The following is a 24,628-nucleotide window of genomic DNA, read 5'->3' on the forward strand; positions in this document are numbered from 1 at the left end:
GCCACCGGGCCGGCAGGCCGCACTGGGAGGAGAAAGAGCCGTGATCGCAGCCTTTTCGGTCACCCCGCTCGGGGTCGGCGAGGACGTGGGGGAGGCGGTCGCCGCCGCCGTCAAGGTGGTCCGCGCGAGCGGACTGCCCAACCGCACGGACGCCATGTTCACCAGCATCGAGGGGGAGTGGGACGAGGTGATGCCGGTGATCCGGGAGGCGATCGAGGCGGTCAAGGCCTACAGCAACCGGGTCAGCACCGTCATCAAGATCGACGACCGCGCCGGGGTCACCGACGGCCTGACCAGCAAGGTCGCCACGGTGGAACGCCACCTCGCCGGCGACTGAACCGCCCGGGGCGGCCGGGCCGGGCGGCCTCCCTCGGCGGTGGACCGGCCTTCGCTCCTTCTTTCTTGACCGTTCGATCTGGAATCGACTACCTTTCAGGCATGGCGCGAACCAAGGAATTCGACCCCGACGCGGCACTCCAGTCGGCACTGGAGCTGTTCTGGCGGCGCGGCTACGAGGCCACCTCGATGGCTGACCTGGTCGAGCACCTCGGGATCGCCCGCGCCAGTGTCTACGCCACCTTCGGCAGCAAGCGCGAGCTCTATCTGCGCGCGCTGGAACGCTACGGCCACCAGCAGCAGCCCGTCCTGCTGGCCGAGCTGTCGCAGCCCGGCCCGGTCCTGCCGGCGGTCCGCGCCCTGGTCCGCCGCTTCGCCGACGAGTCCGCCGCGGACGGCGAGGGCGGCCCGCGGCGCGGCTGCTTCGTCACCAACACGGCGGTCGAGCTGGCCCCGCACGACCGGGGCGCCGCCCGCCGGGTGGAGGCCAACCTGCTCCACCTGGAGACCGTCCTGACCGCGGCGCTGGTCCGCGCGCAGGCCCAGGGCGAACTGCCCGAGGGGCGCGACCCGCAGGGGATCGCCCGGATGCTGCTGGTGCTGTTCCAGGGCATGCGGGTGATCGGCAAGGCCGGCGACGGCTCGGCCCGGCTGCGCGCCGCCGCTGACCAGGCCCTCGCGCTGCTGGACTGACCCCGGTCCCCGCTCGTCCCGCTCGACGCTTTTTTCTGTCCCTATTCTGAACCGAACGGTCAATATAGACCCTCGATCGAGGAGCACTCGCATGACCCGCAGCACCACCCGCTTCACCGGCAAGTCCGTCCTGGTCACCGGTGGCGGCAGTGGCATCGGCCGCGCCGTCGCCCTCGCCTTCGCCCGCGAGGGCGCCCGGGTCGCCGTCGCCGGCCGCACCGCGAGCGCCCTCGACGCGACCGTCGCCCTGATCGAGCGGGAGGGCGGCACCGCCGTCGCCCTGACCGGCTCGGTGTCCGACGCCGCCGACGCCGCCCGCCTGGTCCGCGAGACCGTCGAACGGCTCGGCGGCCTGGACGTCGCGGTCAACAACGCGGGTGTCCTCGGCGGCCTCGGCCCGATCGCCGACGTCGCCGACGAGGAGTGGCGGCGGCTGATCGACATCAACCTCCACGGCACCTGGCACGCGATGAAGCACCAGATCGCCCATCTGCGCGCCAACGGCGGCGGGGCGATCGTCAACATCTCCTCGAACCTCGGCACCCATATGCGGGCGGAGGGTCTCGGCGCCTACGCCGTCTCCAAGGCCGCCGTCGCCACCCTGACCCGCAGCGCCGCCCGCGACCACATCGCCGACGGCGTGCGGATCAACCTGGTCAGCCCCGGTCCGATCGACACCACGATGTCCACCCGGCCCGGCGAGAGCGCCTCCGACAAGGCGGACCGGATGAAGGGGAGCGTCCCGGCCGGCCGCGCCGGCGCCGTCGAGGAGGTCGCCGCCGCCGTCCTCCACCTCGCCTCCGAGGAGTCCGCCTTCACCGTCGGCGCCGACCTCGTCCTCGACGGCGGCATCACCGCCTGAACCATCGGCGGGGGCGGGGCGGGGGCGGGGCGGGGCGGGGGCGCGGGCGCGGGCGCGGTGTCAGGCCGACAGCGCCTCGCCCTCGTCCTCGGCCGGGAGCGCGCAGGCGGCGGCGAGCTCGTCCAGCGAGAGCCCGAGCGCGTAGGACAGGGCCGCCACGGTGAAGAACGAGGGTGTCGGCGCCCGGCCGGTCTCGATCTTGCGCAGGGTCTCGGCCGACACCCCGGCCGCCGCCGCCACCTCGACCATGCTGCGCTCGCCCCGGGCCTCGCGCAGCAGCGCGCCGAAGCGCTCGCCGCGCTCGCGTTCCCCGGGGGTCAGCGGAGTCCTCACCATGCCCCCGATGGTAGGCCACGGCCGCCAGGGCGCTCCGCTGGACGGGTCATCCGTAGCACCGTCGGGCACCCGCCCTCGGCGGCCGGCCGGCGGACCGACCGCCGGACCGTCACCAGCGCTATCACGTCGATCGGCCGCGGCTCCGCCTCGTGGCCCTCGTCGGCGCAGGTCGCCGGGGAGCGGGCGGCCGTCCTTCTCCGCCGCCCGCTCACTCGCGAGGGCCCCATCCGACGGCCGTGATACAAATACCGGTATAAGAATTGGATCGAGCAGGTCGGAGCACCTCATGGTGGAGCTCAAGTCGGAGGCGGCGCTGGCCGCGATGCGCGAGGCCGGGCGGGTGGTCGCCACGGCGCTGGCGGAGGTGGAGCGGGCGGCCGGCGTCGGGGTGAGCCTGTTGGAGCTGGACGAGGTGGCCCGGGAGGTGCTGCGGAAGGCTGGGGCGACCTCGCCGTTCCTCGGCTACCGGCCGGCCTTCGCCCCGGTGCCGTTCCCGGCCGTCATCTGCGCCTCCGTCAACGACGCCGTGGTGCACGGCATCCCGAACGGCTACCGGCTGCGCGACGGCGACCTGGTGAGCATCGACTGCGGCGCCGTCCTGGACGGCTGGGCGGGCGACGCCGCCGTCAGCTTCACCGTCGGCACGCCCCGCCCCGAGGACGTCCACCTGATCGACACCACCCGCCGCGCCCTGCAGGCGGGCATCGCCGCCGCCGTCGCCGGCCACCGCACCGGCGACATCGCCCACGCCATCGGCACCGTCGCCCGCAGCGCCGGCTACGGCCTCCTCGAAGGCTTCGGCGGCCACGGCATCGGCCGCCGCATGCACGAGGACCCCCACCTCCCCAACGAGGGCCGCCCCGGCCGCGGCTACCCCCTGAAGCCCGGCCTGGTCCTGGCCATCGAACCCATGCTCATCGCCGGCGGCACCGACACCCACACCACCGACCCCGACGGCTGGACCCTCCGCACCACCGACTCCACCCGAGCCGCCCACATCGAACACACCGTCGCCATCACCGATTCCGGCCCCCGCATCCTCACCCTCCCCTGAACCGCCGTCCCCGCGCACACCTGTTCATGGTTGGTCAGCGACGGCGCCGTCACCTACACCTATGAGCCTTGGTCGTCGGCCTGCGGGTGCGGTGAGTGACAATGGCGGACAGCGAGGGTGGATCGACTACTGGAACCTGGGGAGGCGCTCCCAGCGTCATGCGTCCGACGGGGGCAAACGCGTGTTTGGTGGGCGCTCCCAGCGGCCGACGCGGAACCCGTGCCGGCGGCAACATCACCGGCTGGAGCGACGCGCAGGCTATCGCGAGCGCGGCCGGATTCCCCTCGGCTTCGAACCCTCTGGCGCGCTGCCATTTCATTGCTCGGGAATTCGGCGGGAGCGGCACCGAGGGAAAGAATCTCGCTCCATGCTTCCGGCAGGGTACGAATGTGGGTGAAATGAACAGTTTCCGGGAGTTCGAGAAGCATGTCGGGGATTTCTTGCGCGAAAAGCAGATTGTTGACTACACGGTCATACCGCTTTACTGCACTCCTGCAAGTACCATTCCGTACGGATTCTCGCTGATGGCCTATAGTCAGTTCCGGAATGGCACTCCGGACATGATGGAGTATTCCTATGTGGACAACTCTAGGCTGTATAATGGCGCGACTGTCCATCTTGGCAACTGACTCTGGGTGAGGGGTTATTGTGGTGAGTGACCGGCTGTGGAGTCTGATGGGTGAGGCCATGGGAGGGCTGGGGAGGACACCGTGGGAACGCTCGCCCAGTGAGGTCGGCTTCGAGTTTCCCGCGGACTATCGGGAATTTGTCGATCGGTACGGATCCGTTCGGATCAACGGCGAGATGTCGGTCTTGGTGCCTACGCTCCGATCCTATGACGGTGGACCTGATGTCGGTTTCTCGGGATTCGTGCGTATGACAACGCATGGAATCGCTGCCGAACTGGCGGCCGACGAGGATTGTCCCTATCCGGTCTACCCGGAGCCCGGCGGGATCCTCGGATGGGGTTCCAATCTCAATGCGGATCAGTTCTTCTGGCTGCCCGAAGGCGATGATCCGGACTCTTGGGTGATTGTTGCCTGGTATCGAAGCCTGGGGGAATGGGACCGCTTCGATGGTGGTTTCTCTGATTTCATCATCGGCGTTCTCGATGGGTCATACCCTTATGCCGATGAGGTTGCGCCGGTGAGTCCAGAGGAACCGCTCTGGGTGCATCAGGGCGATTGGAACTGGGTGCGTTAGCTTCGCTGTGGCACCGGCGCGAAACCCGTTGGCTGGGCGGACGAGGACGGGACGGGTGGTGGCCGCGGCCGGGCTCCCGCTTCGCCCGGCTGCGGCTTCTTGGTAGGTGTCGGCGGCGGCAAGATGGATGTATGGCGTGAATCCGGCGGCCGGGCGGCTGGCTGATGTCCTCGGGAGTTCGGGAGCCCACGGGAACGTTGTCGACTGGGCCGAGTTGGAGAGGGAGACGGGTCTGCGCCTGCCCGCCGATTACCGGGACTTCGTCGCGGTGTTCGGGGGTGGGGAACTGAACGAGTACCTCGCGGTGCGGGTGCCGCCGGCGGAGGGCCTTCCCGACGGTCTGCTGTTGGAGGGGCTGGGGTTCGATCCGCGGGACGCGCCGCCGTCGGAGGGGGAAGCGGGCGTGGAGGAACTGTCCGAGGAGGGCAGGCTGCTTCCGTTCGCGACGACCGCGAACGGTGATGTGGCGTTCTGGATCTGCGACTCGCTCGATCCCGAGAGCTGGGACGTCGCGGTCTTCAGGCGCCAGGTGCCGTACGGGACCGAGCCGTGGCGCCGGTACGGGATGGGCTTCGGCGAGTTTCTCGCCGGTGCGCTCGACGGTACGCTGCCCAATCCGTTCAGCGACGGGTCCTGGAACCTGCCGCCGCACGAATTCCGGAACCTGCGGCAGGGCTGACGGCTCGGGAGGACCGGGTGGGTGCTCTGCTTGGTTCTTCCCGCCCCCGACGGAGGTTGATGTGACTGGCATGACGAACGGCGGCTTCCGGGAGCTGGTCGGTGTCGCGCCCAGGCTTCGGGAGCCGGGTCACAGGTCGTGGGACGCGGTCGAGGAGTGGGTGGGCGTCGGACTTCCGGAGGACTTCAAGGAGTTCGTCGGCCTCTACGGCGACGGCCTCGTGGCGGGGCACCTCGCCGTCCCGCACCCGGAGGGCGTCGACCCGATGGTCGACTTCATGAGGCGGGGGCGGCGCAAGCTCGCGGCGGTCCTGCCCGACTACGTCGAGGACGTCGGGCAGCTCGACTTCGATCCGGCGGGGCTGGTTCCCTGGGGCTACTCCAATTGGGACGGCGACGACTGCCTCCTGGTGCCACGTGACGGGGGCGAGTGGGACATCCTCGTCGTGTTTCGGCAGCTGGCCTGCGTCAGGCTCTACGAGGGTGGCTTCACCAGGTTCATCGCCGGGGTGCTCTCGGAGCGCGAGCTTCCCCCGGGATGGCCGGTCTTCGAGCCGGCCTGGGCGCCGATCGAAGGTTCGCCGCTCGGCTGACACCCTGTGCGGGGGCTGCCTGCGCGGCGCGGGACCGTCGGTCGGGTTGCGGGGACCTTGGACCCTGGGTGTGCTGGTCGGGGGCGGGAAGGGTGGTGGTTGCGGCCGGGCTTCCACCCCGCCCGGCCGCGTCCTGTTCGAGAACTGCCGGAGGTCGTCATGCCAAGGTCCGTCGTCGTCGGTGTCGATGGTTCGCCCGAGAGCCTTGCCGCGTTGGACTGGGCGGCGGAGGAGGCGGCGCGGCGCGAGGTGCCGTTGAAGGTGGTGCTGGCGTGGCCGCCCGTGGTGACGCCGCTGTCGGTGCTGGGGACGGCGGATCTGGCGCGGCGGCAGGCGGACGTCACGCTGCGGGACGCCGAGCTGCGGGTGAAGGAGCGGTGGTCCGAGCTGGTCGTCCAGGCGGTGCAGGTGCCGAACGACCCGGTGCGGGCGCTGGTGGACGAGGTGAGCGGGGCGCAGGAGCCGGACGGGGCGCCGGCGGAGCTGCTGGTGCTGGGCTCGCGCGGGTTCGGCGCGGTGGCCGGGTTCCTGGTCGGGTCGGTGAGCCAGCGGGTGCTCGCCCGGACGGACTGCCCGGTGGTGCTGGTGCGCCGGGGCGAGGAGGGCGAGGAAGCGGCCGGTCCGCGCGAGGTCGTGGTCGGCGTCGACCCGTTCGAGGGCGCCGACGCGGTGCTCGCCCACGCCTTCGAGGTCGCGGAGCGCCGCGGCCTTCCGCTGCGGGCCGTGTACTCCTGGACGCTGCCGGCGACGTACCAGTACGCCGGGATCGCGGCCAGCGTCGACGTGACCGGCGAGATGCTGGTGTACGCCAAGGGCGAGCTGGCCCGGGTGGTCAAGCCGTGGCGGGAGGAGCACCCGCAGGTGGAGGTGGTCGAGGAGGCCGTGAACGCCCGCCCGGCCAAGATGCTCGCCGACCGCGCGGCGGGCGCGGAGCTGGTGGTGATCGGGCGGCGGGTCCGCCGCTCGCCGCTGGGCGCGCACGTCGGCGCCGTCGCGCACGCCGTCCTGCACCACGTGCCCTGCCCGGTCGCCGTCGTTCCCTACGAGCGGGACGAGAAGCGGGAGCAGGAGGCCGGCGATGCGTGACCGGGTGCTGGTGGGTGTCGACGGCTCGGAGGCGGGCCTGGCCGCCGTGGACGTCGCGGTCCGTGAGGCGCGGCTGCGCGGCACGGGGCTGCGGATCGTGCACGCGTTCATCTGGCCGCTGATGCGGGTGCCGCTCGGGCCGGCCCAGGACGGTCCGCCCGAGGGCGGGCTGCGGCACCAGGCGGAGGGCTTCCTGGCGGACGCCCGGGCCCGCGCCGAGGAGCTGGACCCGGGGCTGGAGGTCGAGACCGAGCTGGTCACCGGCGAGCCGCTGACCGTGCTGGCCCGCCACTCGCGTGAGGCCGCCCTGGTGGTGGTCGGCAGCCGGGGGCTCGGCCGGTTCGGCGCCCTGCTGATCGGCTCGGTGGCGGTGCACCTCGCCGCGCACGCCGACTGCCCGGTGCTGATCGTCCGGGGCCGGCCGGACCCGCAGGGGCCGGTGCTGGCGGCGGTGGACGGCACCGGCGTGGGCGCCGAGGCGCTCGGCTTCGCCTTCGCCGAGGCCTCCGCGCGCCGCGCCCCGCTGACCGCCCTGCACATCGCGCACCCGAGCACGAGCTGGCCGGACCAGGAGGAGCGGGTGCTCGCCGAGGCGCTGGCCGGCTGGCGGGAGAAGTACCCGGACGTCGAGCTGCGCTCCGAGGTGGTGGAGGCGCACGCCCGCCCGGCGCTGATCGAGGCGAGCCGGGAGGCGCAGCTGCTGGTGGTCGGCGCCCGCGGCCGGGGCGGGTTCGCGGGCATGCTGCTGGGCTCCACCAGCCAGGCGATGATCCAGCACGCGCACTGCCCGGTGGTCGTGGTCCGTCACCCGGAGGAACGCACGGCGGACGTCTGACCGGCACAGAACCTCCCCGGGCGCGGGCCCGGGGAGGTTTGGGCGGCCCCGCGCCGCGCAGAACAGGAGGCATGCGGGAGCGGCGGCACGGGCGGCTGATGGTGATCGTGGCGGGCCTGGGCGCGCTGACGGCGGCTCCGGGAGTGATCCTCGCGTTCCGGATCACCAGCCCCTGGCTGGTCTCGACGGTGAGCGCCGCCGCCGCGGGCGTCGTGGCGGTGCTGGCACTGTGGCAGGAGCGCTACAAGCAGGCCGTCAAGCAGGCCGACGACGACCGCACCCGGGTCCTGAACGGTGCCCTGGCCCGGGCGGACGGCTCGCTGGTCCGGGTCCGGGACGTGGCCGACCCGGTGCTGCTCGGCGTGCATCCGGCGCTCGCCCTCCAGTCCGACGAGGGCGCCGTCGACCGGGTCCCCGCCTATGTGCCCCGGGACGCCGACGGCGAGCTGCGCGAGTCGCTGGCCCGGGGCGGGTTCGTCCTGCTGGTGGGGGACTCGACGGCGGGCAAGTCGCGGTCGGCCTGGGAGGCGATGCGGGCCACGCTCGGCGACCACCTGCTGCTCGCGCCGAAGGACCGCGAGACCCTGCCGGTGATCGTGGCGCTGGCCGCGCGGGAACGCCGCTGCGTGCTGTGGCTGAACGACCTCGAAGGCTATCTGGGGGCCGGCGGGCTGCGGCGGGAGGACCTCGGACGGCTGCTCGGCGAGGACGGCCACCACCGCGTCGTCCTGGCCACCCTGCGCACCGCCGAGGAGGCCCTGCTGACCGGCGAGGACGACGACCGGGGCGCCCCCAAGCAGGCCGCGGAGGTGATCCGCCAGGCCCACCGGGTCTACCTGCCCCGGCTGTTCAGCGCCGCCGAGACCGACCGGGCCCGGCTGCGCGCCTGGGACCCGCGCATCGACAGCGCGCTCACCCTGGGCGGCGGGTACGGTCTCGCCGAGTACCTCGCGGCCGGACCCGAGCTGCTGCGGCTCTGGCAGGACGCCTGGAGCCCGAACACCAGCGCGCACGCGCCCGGGCACCCCCGGGCGGCGGCGCTGGTGTCGGCCGCCGTGGACATCCGGCGGGCGGGGCACTCGGCCTGGATGCCCCGCGCGCTGGTCGAGGCCGCGCACGCCCACTACCTGGAACAGCGCGGCGGCGAGCGGCTGCGGCCGGAAGAACCGGACGAGGCCTGGGCATGGGCCACCCGCCCCCGCCGGGCGACCACCGCGCTGCTCCAGCAGTCCGCCGACCGGGTGGGGGTGTTCGACTACCTGCTGGACGTCACCCAGCGTGCCGCCGGACCGGCCGACCTCGTTCCCGAGCCGGTCGTGCGGCTGGTCGTGGCCGGAGCCGACCCCGCCGACGCGGAGCGCGCGGCCTCCACCGCCTACGCCCAGGGGCGCTACGAGCTGGCCGTCGAGGGCTGGCGGCGGGCCGCCGCCGTGCCGGGACCGGACGCGTTGAACAGCCGCAACAACGCCGCCCGCGCCCTGCGACGGCTCGGGCGGCTCCCCGAGGCCCTGGCCGAGCACCGCGCGGTGGCCGCCGCCCGCACCGCCACGCTCGGGCCCACCCACCCCGACACCCTGATCGTGCGCGACAACCTCGCCAATGTCCTGCGCGACCTGGGCCGGGTCGAGGAGGCGGAGGCCGAACACCGGGCCGTCCTCGCGCTGCTGACCGAGGCCCGGGGCCCGGAGGACGCGTTCACCCTGTTCAGCCGTGACAACCGGGCCGTCGCACTGCGCGAGATGGGACGGCCGGCGGAGGCGGAGGCCGAGCACCGCGCCGTCCTGGACGTCCGCGAGCGCGTCCTCGGGGACGACCACCCCGACACCCTGCGCACCCGGCACCACCTCGCGCTGGCGCTCCGGGCCCAGGGGCGGTCGGCGCGGGCCGGCGAACTCCTGGCCGCCGTCGTGGCGGCCCGCACCCGGGTGCTCGGCCCGGGCCATCCGGACACCGCCGCCGCGGCCGCCGACCTGGCCGCGACCGCCTGACCGCACGCGCCGCCCGGGACCCGGAGCGGGACCCGGGCCGGGACCTGGATCGGGGAGTCACCCCAGCAGCCGCAGCCGGGTGGCGGCCACGCCCACCCGCACGCTCTGGCCCCGGGCCAGCTCCAGCGCGTCGCCCTCGACACCGTCGCCGAACGCCACCAGCCGGTCCGACTCCACCGTCAGGACCAGCCGCCGGCCCGCGTCGAGCAGCCCGTGCACCCGGCCGGTGCCGGTCGCGGGGGAGGGCCAGGCCTCGCGGACGAACCAGGCGAGCGCCGGGGCGCCCGGCTCGGGCAGGGCGAGCGGGCCGCCGCGCTCCAGCCAGACCGAGCGGCACCAGCCGGTGCCGCCCGTCCCGGTGCCCACCAGGACCCCGGACGAGGCCTGCGGCTCGCCCGCGTCCGCGGCGCCGCCCGGCCGCTCCTCGACGGCCAGCCGGTAGCGGGCCGTCTGATGGCCGGGCTGGCCGACGTACACCTCGTTGAGCGCCAGCAGCCGCTGGGTGTCGTCGGCGACCGCCTCGACCATGGTCCGCTCCTCGGTGCGCCGCCCGGCGCCCGGGCCGACCGCGGCCGGCAGCAGCCCCGGCAGGTCCTCCGCGCGGTGCCGCACCAGCACACCCGGATTGCGGCCGGGCTCCGCGTCCACGCCGATCACCGGCTGGCCGTCCAGGTACTTGGCGACATTGGCGACCAGTCCGTCCTGGCCGACCACGACCACCACGTCCTCCGGCTCGAACAGGAAGCGCGGCAGGTCCGCGCGCTCGACCCGGGTGCGCCGCCAGTCCAGCGGCACCGCGCCGGCCGCCCCGGCCAGCGCCAGGCCCTGCCGCCGGTGGCGCAGCTCGATCTCCTCGACCGACCGGCCCCGGCTGCTCAGGAAGTACGCGGCCTGGCCGGGCGTGCCGTGGTGGGCCAGCAGTTCCTGGTACTCGGTGCGGCGGTGCACCAGGACCACCCGGGGCGCGAGCGTCATCGCGCCGCCCCCTCGCCGCCGGTCGCCCCCAGCTTGGCGAGCAGGCCGGTCAGCACGTCCGGGGTCAGCGTGAGGCTGTCGATCCGCGGCAGGTGCTCGGCGAGGCGCATCAGCGCGAGCGCCCGCAGCACGGCCGGGTCGGCCTGCTGGTGGGCGGCCAGCCAGGCGGCCTCGGCGGCGGCCTTGGCCTCGCCGAGGGCGCGGGCGGTGTCGGCCTCGGCGCCGGCGAGGCGGGTGCGGCGCTGCGCCTCGGCGTCGGTGCGGATCCGGTCGGCGGCCGCCTCGTCCTCGGCCTGCAGCCGGGTGTTGGCGCCCTGCTGGGTGATCAGCTGCTCCTCGCGCCGGGCGAGTTCGATCCGGTTGGCGAGCTCGTTCTCGGCGATGCCGCGCTCGTGCTCGACGGCGACGGCGCGCCGTTCGAAGGTGGCGCGGTCGGCCTCCTGCTGGACCAGTTCGCGGGCGGGGGTGCGCAGCGCGCGCTCCACCTCCGGTTCGGGGCGCAGCGCGACCACCCGGACGGCGATGACGGCGAGCCCGGTCTCGGCCAGCCGGGCTTCGGCGGCGAGACCGGCGGCCATCCGCTCGCGGACGGCGCTGACGCCGTCGGCCAGCGCGGTGGCGAGCGGGGTGCGGGCGAGCAGGCCGAGCGCGTGCTGCTGGGCGGTCTCGGTGAGCAGGGTGGCGAGCTGGTCGAGCGGGGCGGAGCGCCAGACGCCGGTGTCGGGGTCGATGCCGAAGTCGACGCGGGCGGCGGCGGTGGCCGGGTCGGTGATCCGGTAGGTGAGGGTGCCCTGGACGGTGACGTCCTGGAAGTCGGCGGTGCGGGCGTGGAAGACCATGGCCAGCTCGCGGTCGTCGACCGGGACCTCGGAGAGCACGGCGGTGAGCGGGCGGAACCAGAAGGCGAGGCCGGTGCCGTCGTGGGCGAGGCGTCCGCGCTTGACGTGGCGGATGTGGGCGGTGGGCAGGGCGCGCAGGTGGCGCAGCCCGAAGCGCTTGGTGATGTCGGCCATGAGCGGCTCCTTATCGTCGAGATGACGATATTGGCCGGAGCCGATTTTCGTCAAGATGACGAAAAATGGCCATGTGGGCCCCGCCGACTCCGGCGCGGGCGCCGTGGGAGGATCGACCGGTGCTGAGGATGCGAACGACGAGGCTCCCCGCCGCACTGCTGGCCGCGGCCTGCGCGACCGCCGCCGTCGCGGCCACCGCCACGCTCGGCGCCCGGCCGGCCCGCGCGGCGGACGGCGGCGAGGCGTTCACCATCGGGGACCCCCGGATCACCGAGTCCAGCGGTCTCGCGGCCAGCCGGCAGCACCCCGGCGTCTACTGGACGCACAACGACAGCGACGACGGGCCCTACGTCTACGCCGTCGACTCCCAGGGCCGCACCGTCGCCACCGTCACCCTGCGCGGGATCGAGCCGCGCGACGTCGAGGCGATCTCGCTCGGCCCGGACGGCCGGCTCTACGTCGGCGACATCGGCGACAACCTCGGCGGCAAGTGGCCCGAGGTCTGGATCTACGCCTTCGCCGAGCCCGCCGAACTGCGCGACCAGACCGTGCAGGTGACCCGCTACAAGGTCCGCTACGAGGACGGCCCGCGCGACGCCGAGGCCCTGATGGTCCACCCGGTGACCGGCCGCGCCTACATCGCCAGCAAGAAGCAGGGCGGCGGCGGCCTCTACCAGGGCCCCGAGCAGCTCTCCCCGAACGGCGTCAACACCTTCCGGCGGATTGCCGACGCCCCGTGGACCACCGACGGCGCCTTCTCGCCGGACGGCAGCCGGCTGGTGCTGCGCGGTTACTTCTCGGCCACCCTCTACCGCTGGAAGGACGGCGCGCCGAGCGGCGGCGAGTCGCTCAGCACGCCGTTCCAGCGCCAGGGCGAGTCGGTCACCTTCAGTGCCGACGGCCGGGCGCTGCTCTACGGCACCGAGGGCAAGGACAGCCCGGTCTGGCGCGCGCCGCTGGACGGCGACCGGCTGCCGGACTCGGTCAGGCCGCTGCCCACCGCCACGCCCACCCCCTCCGCCCCGCCGTCCTCCGGGGCGGCGGCCCCGCCGTCGGAGGGCGCCGCGGCCGGCCCCTCGTCGTCCCCGGCCGACGGCGGGGACCAGGCGCTCGGCGTGGCGTTCCTGCTCGCGGTGGCGGGCGCGATCTTCGGGCTGCGGCGCAGGAAGCGCGACAGCTGATCCCGGCGTTGCCCGGAAGGCCGCGGCGCACCCGTCGAACCGGCCGCACCGCACCGGGTCGGACGTCGGCGAACGACCCCGTTCCTACCCGCCCGGACCCCGGGCCGCCCGCCGGGCCATGCCCAACGGTGCCGATCTGTCGCCGATTTGTGACAAAGGTTGGCCAACACCGGCCCCACAGGCGGTTTTCGTGGACGTAGTGTTCCGACTATGTCACGGAGAAGCCGCCGCACGCCCTCCCCGGAGCCCCTCGACACCTGGGTGCCGCGCCCCCGGCGCCGCGAGACCCCGCTCGGCCTGCTCGGCCACGGCGTGAAGTTCCTCGGCTACAGCACCCTCGCCGGCGTGCTGCTGGCGGGCATCGCCCTGCCGGCCGCCGGCGCGCTCGGGCTCGGCATGAAGGGCACCGTGGAGGAGTTCGACACCATCCCTGACGACCTGAAGACCCCGCCGCTGACCCAGGCCAGCTGGATATTCGACGCCAAGGGCCAGCAGATAGCCAAGGTCTACGAGCGCGACCGCCGGGTGATCACCGCCGAGGAGATGGGCCCGCTGATACGCCAGGCCCAGGTGGACATCGAGGACGCGCGCTTCTACGAGCACGGCGCCGTCGACCTCAAGGGCGTCCTGCGGGCGCTCAGCAAGAACGCGGAGAGCGGCACCGCCCTGCAGGGCGCGTCCACGCTGACCCAGCAGTACGTGAAGAACGTCAACGTCGAGAAGGCCGGCGACGACAAGGCGGCCGTGCGGGAGGCCCAGCGCAAGACCCTGGGCCGCAAGGTGCAGGAGCTCAAGTACGCCATCAAGCTGGAGGAGGAGCTGACCAAGGAGCAGATCCTCACCAACTACCTGAACATCACCTACTACGGCCAGCAGGCGTACGGGATCCAGGCGGCGGCCCAGCGCTACTTCAGCAAGAACACCAAGGACCTCACCGTCGCCGAGGCGGCCACCCTGGCCGGACTGGTGCAGAACCCCTCCCAGTTCGACCCCAAGGCCCACCCCGAGGCCTCGCGCAAGCGCCGCGACGTGGTGATCGACAAGATGGTGGAGAACAAGCACCTCACCGCGGAGCAGGCCAAGGAGGCCAAGACCGGCCCGGTCGTGCTGCACTACCAGCCGCCGCAGAACGGCTGCATCACCGCAGACGCCGGCATGGGCTTCTTCTGCGACTACGTCAAGCACGTGATCAAGCAGGACCCGGTCTTCGGCAAGACCGCCGCCGAGCGCAAGAAGCTCTGGGACATGGGCGGCCTGTCCATCCGCACCACCCTCGACCCGGTCAAGCAGGCGGCCGCGCTCAAGGCGGTGACCAGCAGGGTGAAGGTCACCGACGACGTGTCGGCGGCGATCACCATGGTGGAGCCGGGCACCGGAAAGATCCTCGCGATGGCCCAGACCCGCCCGTACGGGATCGACCCGGGCAAGAACCAGACCGTCGTCAACTACAACGTGGACGCGGCGATGGGCGGCGGCAACGGCTTCCAGCCCGGATCCAACTTCAAGCCGATCGTGGCCGCCGCCGGCCTGGAGGCGGGGCTCACCTCCACCCAGGCCTACTCGTCGCCGAACAAGATGGACTGGCCGACGATGAGCACCTGCGAGGGCACCTGGAAGAACCTGGAGAAGGGCAAGAAGGGCGGCACCATCCCCAACGAGTCGGCGGGCGAGGTCGGCCCGTACGAGCTCAAGGAGGCGATGGCGCTCTCGGTCAACACCTACTTCGTGCAGATGGAGCAGGAGATCGGCCTCTGCGCGGTCAAACAGATGGCCAACAAGCTCGGCGTGCTCACCAAGGCGAGCGGCAAGCCGCTGGAGGAGCTGCCCGCCCTGGGCCTGGGCACCCAGGAGGTGAGCCCGCTGGTGATGGCCAACGTCTACGCGACCTTTGCCAACCGCGGCACCTACTGCACGCCGGTCGCGATCAGCGGCATCATCACGATGGACGGCAAGGACGTCCCGGTCAGCCCCGCCAAGTGCGAGCGGGTGTTCTCCGAGAGCACCGCCGACGTCATCAACACCGTGCTGCTCGGCGTGACCGAGAAGGGCGGCACCGCCCGCGACCTCGGACTGGACGACGACCGCCAGATCGCCGGCAAGACCGGCACCTCCGACGAGAAGAAGTCCGCCTGGTTCAGCGGCTACACCGGCAACCTCGCCGCCTCGGTCTGGCTGGGCGGCCCGGCCGGCGGTGTGAAGATGCGGAACATCCGGATCGGCGGCAAGTGGTTCGACGAGGTCTTCGGCGCCACCGGCCCCGGGCCGATCTGGCAGATGGCGATGAACGACGCCGTCCGGGGCATGCCGGAGAAGGAGTTCGAGACCGTCTACATCCCCAACCCGGCGCCGAAGCGCGACCCCTCGGCGAGCCCCGGCTCGGGCAGCGGCACCCCGGGCGGCTCGTCGACCGACGCCGCCACGACCTGGCCCGGACGCCCCCAGACGCCCGCCCGGCCGTCGCGCAACCCCAACCCGAACCCCCGGCCCACCCAGCCGGAGCCGCAGCCCCGGCAGGAGGAGCAGCCCCAGGAGCAGCAGCAGCCGCAGGGCGAGCCGGCGCAGCAGCCCGAGGAGCAGCACCAGGACGGCTGAGCCCGCGCGGCACCACGCCCGCACCCGGCACCGCGCCCCGGGACGTCGCCGGACGTCCCGGGGCGCGGTCGTGGCCGGGCGGGGTGGGCCGGCGCACGCCGACCGGGTGGGTCAGTGCACGCCCACCGGGTGGGTCAGTGCACGCCCTTGGCCGCCCAGAAGTCCTGGCGGGCCAGCACGGCGGTGTCCGTCTGGTCGGTGAAGAAGCCGTCCACACCGAGCTCGTACAGGTACTTCGCCCAGCCGATCGCGTCGCCGTACGCGTTCGGGTCGGTGCCCCGGCGGAAGTCCAGCGGCAGGAAGGAGTTCTCGTTGCGCACCGTGTACGGGTGCAGCAGTAGGCCCGCCGCGTGCGCGTCCTTGACCAGGGTGGTCGGCGTCAGCAGCTTGCCGGTCGCGTCGACGGGCGCGATCAGGGTGGTGGTGGGGCCGATGCCGTGCGCGAAGGAGGAGATCCAGCGCAGGCCCTCGGGCTTCACCAGGTCGGCCACCGTGCGCTTGTCGCCGGACAGCACGAAGTCGTACGGCTGCGTGGTCGGGCCGCTGAGCAGGAAGACCTTCGGGTTGTCGACCAGCTTGGCGAGCCGCTGCAGGCTGCTCGGCTCGAAGGACTGCAGGATCGCCCGGCCGTTGCGCCCGGCCAGGCCGGTGCGGCGCAGCTCGTCGGCGAGGCGCTCCTCCAGCGGCAGGCCGATCGAGCGGAAGTAGCTCGGGTGCTTGGTCTCGGGGTAGACCCAGACGTCCCGGCCCAGCTCGCGGCCGCGCTTGCGGGCGAAGTCGGCCACCTCGCGGAAGGTCGGCACGGCCCAGCGGCCGTCGTAGAGCGTGTTGCGCTGGCGCTGCTGCGGCAGGCGCTCCTTGGCGCGGAGGGTGCGCAGCTCGGCGAGCGTGAAGTCCTCGGTGAACCAGCCGGTCTGGGCCGCGCCGTCGATGGTCCTGGTGGTGCGGCGGTCGGCGAACTCCTTGTGGTCCGCGACGTCCGTGGTCTCCGTGATGTTGTTTTCGTGGCGGACCACCAGGTGGCCGTCCTTGGTGGGGACCAGGTCGGGCTCGATGACGTCGGCGCCCATCTGCAGGGCCAGGTCGTAGGAGCCCAGGGTGTGCTCGGGGCGGTAGCCGGAGGCTCCGCGGTGGCCGACGACCAGCGGGTGCGGCAGGCGGTCCAGGCCGGTGCCGGTGCGCACCGGCGGACGGGTGCCGGTCGGGCGGCCGGCGGCGACGCCGCGCTCGTCGGCGGCACCGTACTGCTCGTCGCCCGGCTCGTCCCCGGCGGGGGCGGCGAAGGCCTCGCCGGCGCCGGCCGCGAAGGCCGCCGCGCCGAGCCCGGCCGCACCGGTGGCCCGCAGGAAGGACCGGCGGGAGGAGGCGGTGGCGTCGGTGGACTCCGCCGGGGTGCTGCCGTCGGACGGACGGTACGTCATGGATGCTCCTAGCTCGCGCTGATGGCGTCGCGGTGTGGGGTGCCGCCCGCAGACTAGGAGCCGCGGCGCCCGGCCGGGTGGCCGGTGGGCGAACTGCGGGAGAAGTTCCCGTACCCACCGCCCAGGAACGCGGGGAGGCCGGTCGCGGTCACGCACCGCGGCCGGCCTCCGGTCCTGGGTGGCGGACCTGTGCGGGGCCTCCCGGCCGGTCGGCCGTGGTCGGGCCGGACCGGCGGAGCTTCGGGAGGTGGTCCCTCGGAAGGGTGGATCGGCATCGATTCTGCTCGGCCGCCCGGCCGCCGGGCCATCCCCGGAATCTGGGATGCCGGGGACTCCCGCCCCGGGCTCAGAGCCCGGCGAGCAGTTCCCGCCCCAGCGGCCAGTCGCCCAGCCCGGAGTCGGAGTTGAGGTGCCCGAAGGCGCCGGGCTCGACGTAGCGCGCGCCCCAGGCGTCGGCGAACCGCCGGGCCCGCTCCGGGGTGACCCACGGGTCGTCGGTGCTGGAGACCACGGTGGCCGGGAACGGCAGCCGGGACAGCGCCACCGGGCGGAAGCCCAGCAGCTCGGGGACGTCCGCGTGGTCGACGTCGGCGGGCGCCACCAGCAGCGCGCCCCGGACGGCCGCCGTCCGCCCGGCCGGCGCCGAGGCCGCCCAGCGCGCCACCGTCACGCAGCCGAGGCTGTGCGCCACCAGCACCACCGGGCCGTCGGCGGCCGCCGCGGCGACGGCCGCGTCCACCCGGGCCACCCAGGAGTCCGGCTCCGGGTGGTCCCAGTCCTCCTGCGGCACCCGGACGAACGCCGCCGGGTCGGCGGCCTCCCAGTGGCTCTGCCAGTGGGCCGGTCCGGAGTTCTGGTAGCCGGGCAGGACGAGATAGGTGGTGCGGTCGGACATCGGCGCGGGGTCCCTCCGGGGAACAGTCACGGACACGACGACGCCGGGGCGCGGAAACCGCACCCCGGCGTTGGGTCGACGGCGAGGAGAGCGAAGGGACTGGATTCAATAGGAGTGAGAAGGAAGCCCCTTCATGGCCTCGCCGAGGCTCACGCTACCAGTCAGGCGGGGATCAGGTCGCGCAGATTTCCGGGGGTGACGACCCGGGAGTCAGGGTGCAGCCCCTCCGGCCGTTCCAGGCCGATGTAGGTCACCGGCCCGGCGGGGACCGCCGCGCCGTCCCACAGGGTGACGGCGGAGGCCCGCCGCCGCATCAGCCCGGTGAGGTGGCGGACCGTGAGGTAGTCGCGCTCGACGACGCCGCGCAGCAGCGTCGCCACCGACACCTGGTTCTCCTCGACCCGGTTGGCGCTGGGCAGGCCGATGAGGTGCAGGTGCAGCCACTTGGCGCGCCAGCGTCCGTCGGCCCCGCGCAGGAACGCCAGCGGCAGGGCCACCCGTCCCGGGCCGCGCAGGTCCGACTTCATCCGCACGGTGCGCGGCTCGAAGGGACGCCCCGCCTGCTCGCCGTCGCGCAGCATGAAGCCGAAGAACGACTCCTCGACCTCCTCGAAGCCCTCGCCCGCGTAGACGTCGACCTGCGGGACGATGAACGCCCCCCGCACCGTGTCGAGCCGCAGGTTGATGAACTCCGACGCGCCCTCGGGCGCGGAGGTGACGTCGCCCGAGTGCTCGCCGCCGATCTCGGTGAGCGAGGTGTACGAGAGCCAGGAGACGGTGTCGTACGACTCGTCCAGCATCAGCGCCGTCAGATCGAGGTCGGTGCGCCGCTCGCGCTGCTTCCAGTACATGAAGAAGCGCAGCAGCTCGCCGTCGACCGCGCAGAGCGAGCCGCGGGGCAGCACACCCAGGCCCGCGGACGTCGCGTTGCCGCTGAGCGGCAGGGCGACGTCCAGGACCGCCGGGTCGACCAGCAGGTGCCCGGGATCCGGGAGCCGGCGGCCCACCTCGGCGTCCAGCGCGGCGATCAGGCGCGCGCGCTCGGCGGCCGGCAGCGGCGGCCGGGTGTCGGCGGTGACCCGGCCGCGGCCGGCCCGGTTGACGAAGACCCGGCGTCCCGCGGCCCCGTCGGCGCGGCGGTTCTGGAGGTGCTCGCGGACCGACAGCAGCAGGCGGCCGGCCACCTGCCCGGCCGCCGCCTCGGCGGCGGCCACCACGGCCGCGCGCTGCTCCTCGGTGGCGCAGGCGCGCAGCAGGCGGTCGAGCGCGCGGAACAGCTTGCCCGGGGCGGCGGACAGCAGCCGCACCGCCGCGGCGACGTCGCCCGCGCCGAGCGCCCGCTCGACGCGGCTGTCGAAGGACGGGGCCTCCCGCTCGCCCCGGGCGACCGCGAACACCTCGGCGGCGTGCGGCCAGCGCGGGTACTCGTGCGGGTGCAGCCGCTCGCCGAGCCGCTTGAACATCTCGCGGTGCGCGCCGACGTCGCCGAGCTTGGCGGGGGCGGCGGCGACCACCGCGTCCAGACCGGCGAGCAGCGCCCGGCGCACCGGCCGGGGGAACGGGCGGAACCGGGTCGGCCGCGCGAGCGTGACGTCCCCGTCGGACAGGGCGCAGGCCAGGCGCAGCACGTCGGTGACGGTGTCCAGCAGGAGGTCCCCGCCGGCGTCCAGGCGGGCCCGGTTGACCACGGCGCGGTTCTCCCGGACCGGGATCGCCTCCGGCTGCGGCCCGTGCACGCAGTGCCCGGCGAGTTCGCCGAGGTCGCTCAGGGCCTCCTCGCCCAGCGGGGTGGTGCTGCCCGCGAGCGCCAGGTACAGGGCGGTGACCTCGTCCTCCAGCGCGCCGCCCGGGTGCAGGACGGTCATCCGGTCGCCGGCGGCGGCGATCAGCTCGTCGTGGGCGGCCAGCAGCTCGGCGTAGGTGTGCTGGTAGCGGCCGTAGCGGGGCAGTGTCAGCAGGTCGACCGCGACGTCGTCGAGCTGGGCGAGGGTGTGCTCGCGGGTGTCGTCGTCGTCGGCGAGCGCCTCGCCGATGCAGCGCATCCAGAAGTGGACGGTGTCCGGCACGTTGGCCGGGAAGTCGATGAAGTAGGCGTTGTGCCGGACGTGGTCGCCGACCAGCTCGCGCACGGTGGTCAGGGTGCGGACGGCCGTGTCGTGGACGGTCTGCGGGCTCAGCCCCGACAGCCGCTCCAGCGACTCGGCCGAGAGCTTGAAACCCACGGACATCAGCGCGGTGTCGAACTGCCGCGCCGCGGCCTCGCCGTTCCCGGCCGGACCGTCGGGGGTGGGCAGGCGGAGGGTGTGCCGGACGACCAGGGATTCGAGACGCTGGGACATCCCGGCATGATCCCAGAGCCGCGCGGATCCCCGCACCCGGGTTTCCCGGACCTCGGCCGACCCGCCCGGGGCGCGCGCGATGGGGCGTGCGCCGTACGTGGACGGCGAGGCGGTGGTCGACGGGGTGGTCGTCTCGGCCCGTGCCTGGCCCGACCACCCGGCGTGGCTGCGGGCGTTCATCGAGGTCCTGAGGGTCAAGGCCCCGGTCGCCTGACCGCCGGGAGGAGCGGCCACCCCTGAGACGCGCTCGGGGGTGCCCCCTGAGCGGACCTCGGGGGCGGCCCCTCCCTGAGGGGGAGCGACCCGCCGGACGCGGCTCGGACCAGCGGCGGACGACCTCCCCGCCCTCGCCTGTCAGAGTGTCAAGTGCCGAGAACAGCAGTGGTGTTGTGGGCACCAGTCGGCACGGACACGGGAGAGCGCATGGGCATGGTGGAGCAGAGGGACGGAACGGATCCGGGAGCTCGCGGAGGCACGGGGCGCCGACGGCGCCGCCCGGCCGCGCGCCTGGTGGCGCTCGCGCTCGCGGGCGCGGGCCTGGTGGGCGTGACGGCCCCGACGGCCGGCGCCCTGGGCCGGGCGGAACCGGCGGGGGCGGTGACGGTGACCGGTACCCAGGAGGGAGTGGCACCGGACACCGCCGGCCGGGGACCGCGCAAGGGCGTCGACACCAGGGCCCTGAACGCCGCGCTGAGCGGCATGGTCGACTCCGGGGGCGTCTCCGCGGCGCTGGCCCGGGTCGGCGACCACGGCCGCACCCTGTGGAAGGGCGCCGACGGCGTCGCCGACCGCACCACCGGTGACCCGGCCTCCCCGGCCGGCCGGTTCCGGATCGGCAGCGTGACCAAGACCTTCGTCTCCACCGTCACCCTCCAGCTGGTCGCCGAGGGACGGCTCGGCCTGGACGACCGGGTGGAGACGCTGCTGCCGGGCGCGGTGCCGAACGGTGCGGACATCACCCTGCGCCAGCTGCTCGACCACACCAGCGGGGTGTTCAACTACACCGAGGACGAGTCCTTCGACATCGAGCGGCCCGGCGTCGTCGAGCAATGGCTGGAGTCCGGCCGCTGGACCCGCTGGACGCCGCAGCAGCTCGTCGCGCTCTCCAACGCCCACCCGCCGTACTTCGCACCCGGCCAGGACTTCCACTACTCCAACACCAACTACGTCCTGGTGGGGCAGATCATCGAGCGGGTGACCGGCCGCAGCTGGCAGCAGGAGGTGGAACGCCGGGTGATCCGCCCGCTGGGCCTGAGCGGCACCTTCATGCCCGCCCACGAGACGAGCGTCCCCGGCCCCCACGCGCACGGCTACTTCGACCTGCCCACCGGCCCGGCCGACGTCACCGAGCTGGACCCGAGCATGGCGGGCGCGTCCGGTGCCGGGATCTCGACCACCGCCGACCTCAACACCTTCATCGCGGCCCTGATCGGCGGGCGGCTGTTGCCCCGGCCGCAGCTCGCGGAGATGATGACGGCCACCCCGCAGAGCGGGGGCCGGTACGGCCTCGGCCTGGAGCGGGCGACCGGCGACTGCGGGGTGCTCTGGGGCCACACGGGCGGCATCCCCGGCTACAACACCGTCCTGTACACCAGCGCCGACCTCCACCGCCAGCTCGCGGTCTCGATGAACGCCCAGGGCGTCTCGACCCCGCCGGCCACCAGCGAGGCCTTCGGGAAGCTGCTCGCCGCCGGGACCTGCGCCGGCTGACGGGGGCCACCCGGCCCCCGGACCGGCCCGGCGGGGATGCCATCATGGCCCGCACCTGAGGGACCGTCGTCACGAGGAGGACGAGAGATGGCAGAGCCGCTGATCGCCGAAGTCGGGGGCCGGGTGCCCGCCGTCGACCCGGGCGCCTTCGTCGCGCCGAACGCGGTCGTGGTCGGCAGCGTGACGGTCGGCGCCGGCGCGAGCGTCTGGTACGGCGCGGTGCTGCGCGGGGACGCCGAGGCGATCACGGTCGGCGCGGGCAGCAACGTCCAGGACAACTGCACCCTGCACGCCGACCTCGGCTTCCCGCTGGTGATGGGGGAGCGGGTCTCGGTCGGCCACAACGCCGTGCTGCACGGCTGCGTGATCGAGGACGACGTCCTGGTCGGGATGAACGCCACGGTGCTCAACGGCGCCCGGATCGGCGCGGGCTCCCTGGTGGCGGCGGGCGCCGTGGTGCCGCAGGGCATGGTGGTCCCGCCCGGCTCGCTGGTCGCCGGGGTGCCGGCCAAGGTCCGCCGCGAGCTGACCGAGGAGGAGCGGGCCGGCATCAAGTTCAACGCCGAGGGCTACCTGCTGCTGGCCGACGGCCACCGGAATCTGCGGCCGCTGTAACCCGGTCGTCCGGGGCCGCCGCGGGCCGGGGTACCAGGCCCGCCGCGACCACGGCCGTCGGCGCGGACCCGCGCCGGCGGTCGAGGGCCCAGGCGGCCACCGCGATCACCGCGCCCGAGGCCGCCAGGCCCGCGCCGACCAGCGGCGGCGAGGTCCAGCCCAGCCCGGCGTCCAGCGCCAGCCCGCCGAAGAACGCGCCCTGGGCGTTGGCCAGGTTGAACGCGCCCTGCACCGTCGCCGAGGCCAGCGTCGGCGCGCCGCGCGCCTCCCGCATGACCAGCGTCTGCACCGCCGGCACGATCGCGAACCCGAACAGCCCGACCAGCACCACCGTCACCGCCGCCGACCACTCGGCGCCCGCGGTCACCGCGAACAGCGCCAGCACCGCCGCGAGCAGGACGAACGCGCCGCACACCGTCGGTCGCAGCGCGCGGTCGGCCGCGTACCCGCCGAGCAGGTTGCCGATCGTCATCCCCACCCCGAACAGCGCCAGCACCAGCGTCACCGAGCCGGTGGCGTAGCCGGACACCTCGGTGAGCAGCGGGGTGATGTAGGAGTAGCAGGCGAAGAAGCCGCCGCAGCCGAGGACCACGGTGGCCAGCGCCAGCCAGAGCTGCCCGTTGCGGAACGCGCCCAGCTCGTGCCGCAGGCCCGCCCGGGCGGGGGAGGGCAGCGCCGGCACCAGCCGGGCGATCGCCACCGCCCCGGCCGCGCCGATCGCGACCACCACCAGCATGGTCGCCCGCCACCCCAGGTGCTGGCCGAGCAGCGTCGCGGCCGGCACCCCGACCACATTGGCCAGGGTCAGGCCGGAGAACATCACCGCGACCGCCCGGGCCCGCCGGTCCGGGGCCGCCAGCTCGGCCGCCGCCACCGCCCCGGCGCCGAAGAACGCCCCGTGCGGCAGCCCGGTCACCAGCCGGGCGGCCGCCAGCGTCCAGAAGTCGGGGGCGAGCGCGCAGAGCAGGTTCCCGAAGGCGAAGAAGGAGGCCAGCGCGACCAGCACCGCCTTCCGGGGGCGCCCGGAGGCGAGCGCGGTGAGCAGCGGCGCCCCGATCACCACGCCGAGCGCGTAGGCCGAGATCAGCCAGCCGGCCTGCGGGATCGAGACGTCCAGGCCGTCCGCGACCTGGGGGAGCAGCCCCATGGCGGCGAACTCGGTGGTTCCGATGGCGAACGCGGTGACGGCCAGGGCGACCAGCGCGAGAGGCAAGGGGGTACTCCGGGAGGAACGGGACGAGCCGGGATCGTTCGACCGGAATCCTAAACGGACCGGATGACCGGCCCGTGTGGTGCGCGAGGCGGCCCGGTGACGGACGGGGGTCGCCACCCGGGCGTCCGCGCGGGAGACTGGGGTCATGTGCCGCAGTATCAAGACGCTGAGACCGCCCGTGACGCCCGATGCCACGGAGGAGGACTACCGGGCGGCCGCGCTCCAGTACGTGCGGAAGGTGTCCGGCTTCCGGGCCCCGGCCGCGCACAACCGTGAGGCCTTCGACCGGGCCGTGGACGCCGTCGCCGAGGCCACCGAACGCCTGCTGGCCGAACTGGAGGTCCGCGGGGCCTCCACCCGTCCGGCCCGGGCCGCCGCTGTCTAGGGGGCCAGGAGGTCGGCGATGAGCTCCGTCACCCGTTACGCACTCACCTTCCCGGGCACCCCCGGCACCCAGGCCCCGCAGGACGTGGTCGTGGTGGAGCGCACCAGCGCCACCGGGCCCGGCGGTCACCCGGTGTACGAGGACGCCAGCGGCATCGTCCGGGCGGAGATCAGCGACGCGGGGGAGGTCCGGATGCTCGCGAGCGGCGGCCACCAGACGCCGCACTGCCCGATGCACGCCCAGCCGCTGCCCTGACGCCCTGCTGACAGCGCCGCGCCCGGTGGGGCACACTCGCGGCATGACCACAGCACGCTGGCAGGGCATCGTCGTCGCCGAGAGCGACGACACCGTCGTCGTCGAGGGAAACCACTACTTTCCGGCCGACTCCGTGCGCACCGAGTACCTGCGCCCGTCCGACACCACCACCGTCTGCGGCTGGAAGGGCACTGCGGAGTACTACTCGCTGCACGTCGACGGCGCGACCAACCCCGACGCGGCCTGGTACTACGCGGACCCCGACCCGGCGGCCGAGCACATCCGCGGCCGGGTCGCCTTCTGGCGGGGCGTGGAGATCACCGGCTGAACCCGCCCGGAGGCGGCCGATCCGCCGGACGGCCCGCCGGGA

Annotated in this window: 26 protein-coding genes; 19 read left to right on the plus strand and 7 right to left on the minus strand. The window is 74.0% G+C overall.

Annotated elements, in window-relative coordinates; all coding sequences use genetic code 11:
- Positions 1 to 40: 40 nt before the first annotated feature.
- The 3 genes from ABTX81_RS00105 (at position 41) to ABTX81_RS00115 (ending at position 1,891) form a co-directional block, all read left to right on the plus strand.
- Positions 41 to 337, plus strand: a complete 297-nt coding sequence (locus tag ABTX81_RS00105; RefSeq protein ID WP_350540611.1) for an MTH1187 family thiamine-binding protein — start codon at positions 41 to 43, stop codon at positions 335 to 337.
- A 101-nt stretch (positions 338 to 438) separates the two neighbouring features.
- On the plus strand, positions 439 to 1,029 hold the full coding sequence (locus tag ABTX81_RS00110) for a TetR/AcrR family transcriptional regulator (protein ID WP_350540612.1): 591 nt from the start codon (positions 439 to 441) through the stop codon (positions 1,027 to 1,029).
- A gap of 91 nt (positions 1,030 to 1,120) precedes the next feature.
- Positions 1,121 to 1,891 (plus strand): SDR family NAD(P)-dependent oxidoreductase, encoded by a 771-nt coding sequence (locus ABTX81_RS00115; protein ID WP_350540613.1) that lies wholly within the window; start codon positions 1,121 to 1,123, stop codon positions 1,889 to 1,891.
- Between the two features lie 60 nt (positions 1,892 to 1,951).
- Here ABTX81_RS00115 and ABTX81_RS00120 read toward each other — a convergent pair whose 3' ends face one another.
- Complete coding sequence (locus ABTX81_RS00120) at positions 1,952 to 2,227, minus strand: helix-turn-helix domain-containing protein (protein WP_350540614.1); 276 nt, start codon at positions 2,225 to 2,227, stop codon at positions 1,952 to 1,954.
- A 286-nt stretch (positions 2,228 to 2,513) separates the two neighbouring features.
- Between ABTX81_RS00120 and map the strand changes: the two genes are divergently transcribed.
- From map to ABTX81_RS00160, 8 genes are all read left to right on the plus strand, one after another.
- The gene (gene map / locus ABTX81_RS00125) at positions 2,514 to 3,281 is read left to right on the plus strand and encodes a type I methionyl aminopeptidase (RefSeq protein ID WP_350540615.1); all 768 of its coding nucleotides are present in this window, start codon (positions 2,514 to 2,516) and stop codon (positions 3,279 to 3,281) included.
- Positions 3,282 to 3,469: 188 nt separating this feature from the next.
- Complete coding sequence (locus tag ABTX81_RS00130) at positions 3,470 to 3,910, plus strand: DNA/RNA non-specific endonuclease (protein ID WP_502892675.1); 441 nt, start codon at positions 3,470 to 3,472, stop codon at positions 3,908 to 3,910.
- 22 nt (positions 3,911 to 3,932) lie between these two features.
- Positions 3,933 to 4,484, plus strand: a complete 552-nt coding sequence (locus ABTX81_RS00135) for a hypothetical protein (RefSeq protein ID WP_350540616.1) — start codon at positions 3,933 to 3,935, stop codon at positions 4,482 to 4,484.
- Between the two features lie 136 nt (positions 4,485 to 4,620).
- Entirely contained in the window at positions 4,621 to 5,163 is a 543-nt protein-coding gene (locus ABTX81_RS00140; RefSeq protein WP_350540617.1) for an SMI1/KNR4 family protein, read from the plus strand.
- 61 nt (positions 5,164 to 5,224) lie between these two features.
- A complete protein-coding gene (locus tag ABTX81_RS00145) occupies positions 5,225 to 5,755 on the plus strand; it encodes an SMI1/KNR4 family protein (protein ID WP_350540618.1) in 531 nt (176 codons plus the stop codon).
- Positions 5,756 to 5,914: 159 nt separating this feature from the next.
- A complete protein-coding gene (locus ABTX81_RS00150) occupies positions 5,915 to 6,841 on the plus strand; it encodes a universal stress protein (protein ID WP_350540619.1) in 927 nt (308 codons plus the stop codon).
- Positions 6,834 to 7,676 carry a universal stress protein gene (locus ABTX81_RS00155; protein WP_350540620.1) on the plus strand — a complete coding sequence of 281 codons (843 nt, stop codon included), beginning with the start codon at positions 6,834 to 6,836 and terminating at the stop codon, positions 7,674 to 7,676. Before ABTX81_RS00150 ends, ABTX81_RS00155 begins: the two co-directional genes overlap by 8 nt.
- Before the next feature lie 71 nt (positions 7,677 to 7,747).
- Positions 7,748 to 9,664 (plus strand): tetratricopeptide repeat protein, encoded by a 1,917-nt coding sequence (locus ABTX81_RS00160; RefSeq protein ID WP_350540621.1) that lies wholly within the window; start codon positions 7,748 to 7,750, stop codon positions 9,662 to 9,664.
- A gap of 57 nt (positions 9,665 to 9,721) precedes the next feature.
- Here the strand turns inward: ABTX81_RS00160 and ABTX81_RS00165 are convergent, their stop codons facing one another.
- Together ABTX81_RS00165 and ABTX81_RS00170 are read right to left on the minus strand one after the other, a co-directional pair.
- Positions 9,722 to 10,639, minus strand: coding sequence for a hypothetical protein (locus tag ABTX81_RS00165; RefSeq protein WP_350540622.1), 918 nt, complete (start codon positions 10,637 to 10,639; stop codon positions 9,722 to 9,724).
- Positions 10,636 to 11,652, minus strand: a complete 1,017-nt coding sequence (locus ABTX81_RS00170) for an SPFH domain-containing protein (protein ID WP_350540623.1) — start codon at positions 11,650 to 11,652, stop codon at positions 10,636 to 10,638. Before ABTX81_RS00170 ends, ABTX81_RS00165 begins: the two co-directional genes overlap by 4 nt.
- Positions 11,653 to 11,780: 128 nt before the next feature.
- On the opposite strand from ABTX81_RS00170, the gene ABTX81_RS00175 reads away from it, so the two are divergent.
- Both ABTX81_RS00175 and ABTX81_RS00180 read left to right on the plus strand, forming a co-directional pair.
- Positions 11,781 to 12,833, plus strand: a complete 1,053-nt coding sequence (locus ABTX81_RS00175; protein ID WP_502892676.1) for a hypothetical protein — start codon at positions 11,781 to 11,783, stop codon at positions 12,831 to 12,833.
- A 210-nt stretch (positions 12,834 to 13,043) separates the two neighbouring features.
- The gene (locus ABTX81_RS00180; protein ID WP_350540624.1) at positions 13,044 to 15,425 is read left to right on the plus strand and encodes a transglycosylase domain-containing protein; all 2,382 of its coding nucleotides are present in this window, start codon (positions 13,044 to 13,046) and stop codon (positions 15,423 to 15,425) included.
- A 134-nt stretch (positions 15,426 to 15,559) separates the two neighbouring features.
- Here the strand turns inward: ABTX81_RS00180 and ABTX81_RS00185 are convergent, their stop codons facing one another.
- The 3 genes from ABTX81_RS00185 to ABTX81_RS00195 form a co-directional block, all read right to left on the minus strand.
- The gene (locus ABTX81_RS00185; RefSeq protein ID WP_350540625.1) at positions 15,560 to 16,846 is read right to left on the minus strand and encodes a glycerophosphodiester phosphodiesterase; all 1,287 of its coding nucleotides are present in this window, start codon (positions 16,844 to 16,846) and stop codon (positions 15,560 to 15,562) included.
- A gap of 346 nt (positions 16,847 to 17,192) precedes the next feature.
- Positions 17,193 to 17,741, minus strand: a complete 549-nt coding sequence (locus ABTX81_RS00190) for an RBBP9/YdeN family alpha/beta hydrolase (protein WP_350540626.1) — start codon at positions 17,739 to 17,741, stop codon at positions 17,193 to 17,195.
- 161 nt (positions 17,742 to 17,902) lie between these two features.
- A complete protein-coding gene (locus tag ABTX81_RS00195) occupies positions 17,903 to 20,080 on the minus strand; it encodes a TerD family protein (protein WP_350540627.1) in 2,178 nt (725 codons plus the stop codon).
- A 79-nt stretch (positions 20,081 to 20,159) separates the two neighbouring features.
- Between ABTX81_RS00195 and ABTX81_RS00200 the strand changes: the two genes are divergently transcribed.
- The 3 genes from ABTX81_RS00200 to ABTX81_RS00210 all read left to right on the plus strand — a co-directional run bounded on the left by ABTX81_RS00200 (position 20,160) and on the right by ABTX81_RS00210 (position 22,405).
- Complete coding sequence (locus ABTX81_RS00200; protein ID WP_502892677.1) at positions 20,160 to 20,294, plus strand: hypothetical protein; 135 nt, start codon at positions 20,160 to 20,162, stop codon at positions 20,292 to 20,294.
- A gap of 332 nt (positions 20,295 to 20,626) precedes the next feature.
- On the plus strand, positions 20,627 to 21,790 hold the full coding sequence (locus ABTX81_RS00205) for a serine hydrolase domain-containing protein (RefSeq protein WP_350540628.1): 1,164 nt from the start codon (positions 20,627 to 20,629) through the stop codon (positions 21,788 to 21,790).
- Positions 21,791 to 21,877: 87 nt separating this feature from the next.
- Positions 21,878 to 22,405 carry a gamma carbonic anhydrase family protein gene (locus ABTX81_RS00210; protein WP_350540629.1) on the plus strand — a complete coding sequence of 176 codons (528 nt, stop codon included), beginning with the start codon at positions 21,878 to 21,880 and terminating at the stop codon, positions 22,403 to 22,405.
- On the opposite strand, the gene ABTX81_RS00215 is transcribed toward ABTX81_RS00210, so the two are convergent.
- Entirely contained in the window at positions 22,347 to 23,618 is a 1,272-nt protein-coding gene (locus ABTX81_RS00215) for an MFS transporter (protein ID WP_350540630.1), read from the minus strand. The two genes, ABTX81_RS00210 and ABTX81_RS00215, sit on opposite strands and share 59 nt — an antisense overlap.
- Before the next feature lie 145 nt (positions 23,619 to 23,763).
- Here ABTX81_RS00215 and ABTX81_RS00220 point away from each other — a divergent pair, with 145 nt between their 5' ends.
- From ABTX81_RS00220 to ABTX81_RS00230, 3 genes are read left to right on the plus strand one after another with little or no spacing between them, the layout of a single operon-like run.
- Positions 23,764 to 24,003: a DUF2277 domain-containing protein gene (locus ABTX81_RS00220; RefSeq protein WP_350540631.1), complete on the plus strand. Its 240-nt coding sequence runs from the start codon at positions 23,764 to 23,766 to the stop codon at positions 24,001 to 24,003.
- Positions 24,004 to 24,021: 18 nt separating this feature from the next.
- The gene (locus ABTX81_RS00225; protein ID WP_350540632.1) at positions 24,022 to 24,258 is read left to right on the plus strand and encodes a DUF6296 family protein; all 237 of its coding nucleotides are present in this window, start codon (positions 24,022 to 24,024) and stop codon (positions 24,256 to 24,258) included.
- Positions 24,259 to 24,301: 43 nt separating this feature from the next.
- A complete protein-coding gene (locus ABTX81_RS00230) occupies positions 24,302 to 24,586 on the plus strand; it encodes a DUF427 domain-containing protein (RefSeq protein ID WP_350540633.1) in 285 nt (94 codons plus the stop codon).
- Positions 24,587 to 24,628 lie beyond the last annotated feature (42 nt).

The organism is Kitasatospora sp. NPDC097605 (assembly GCF_040302725.1).
Classification (GTDB): domain Bacteria; phylum Actinomycetota; class Actinomycetes; order Streptomycetales; family Streptomycetaceae; genus Kitasatospora.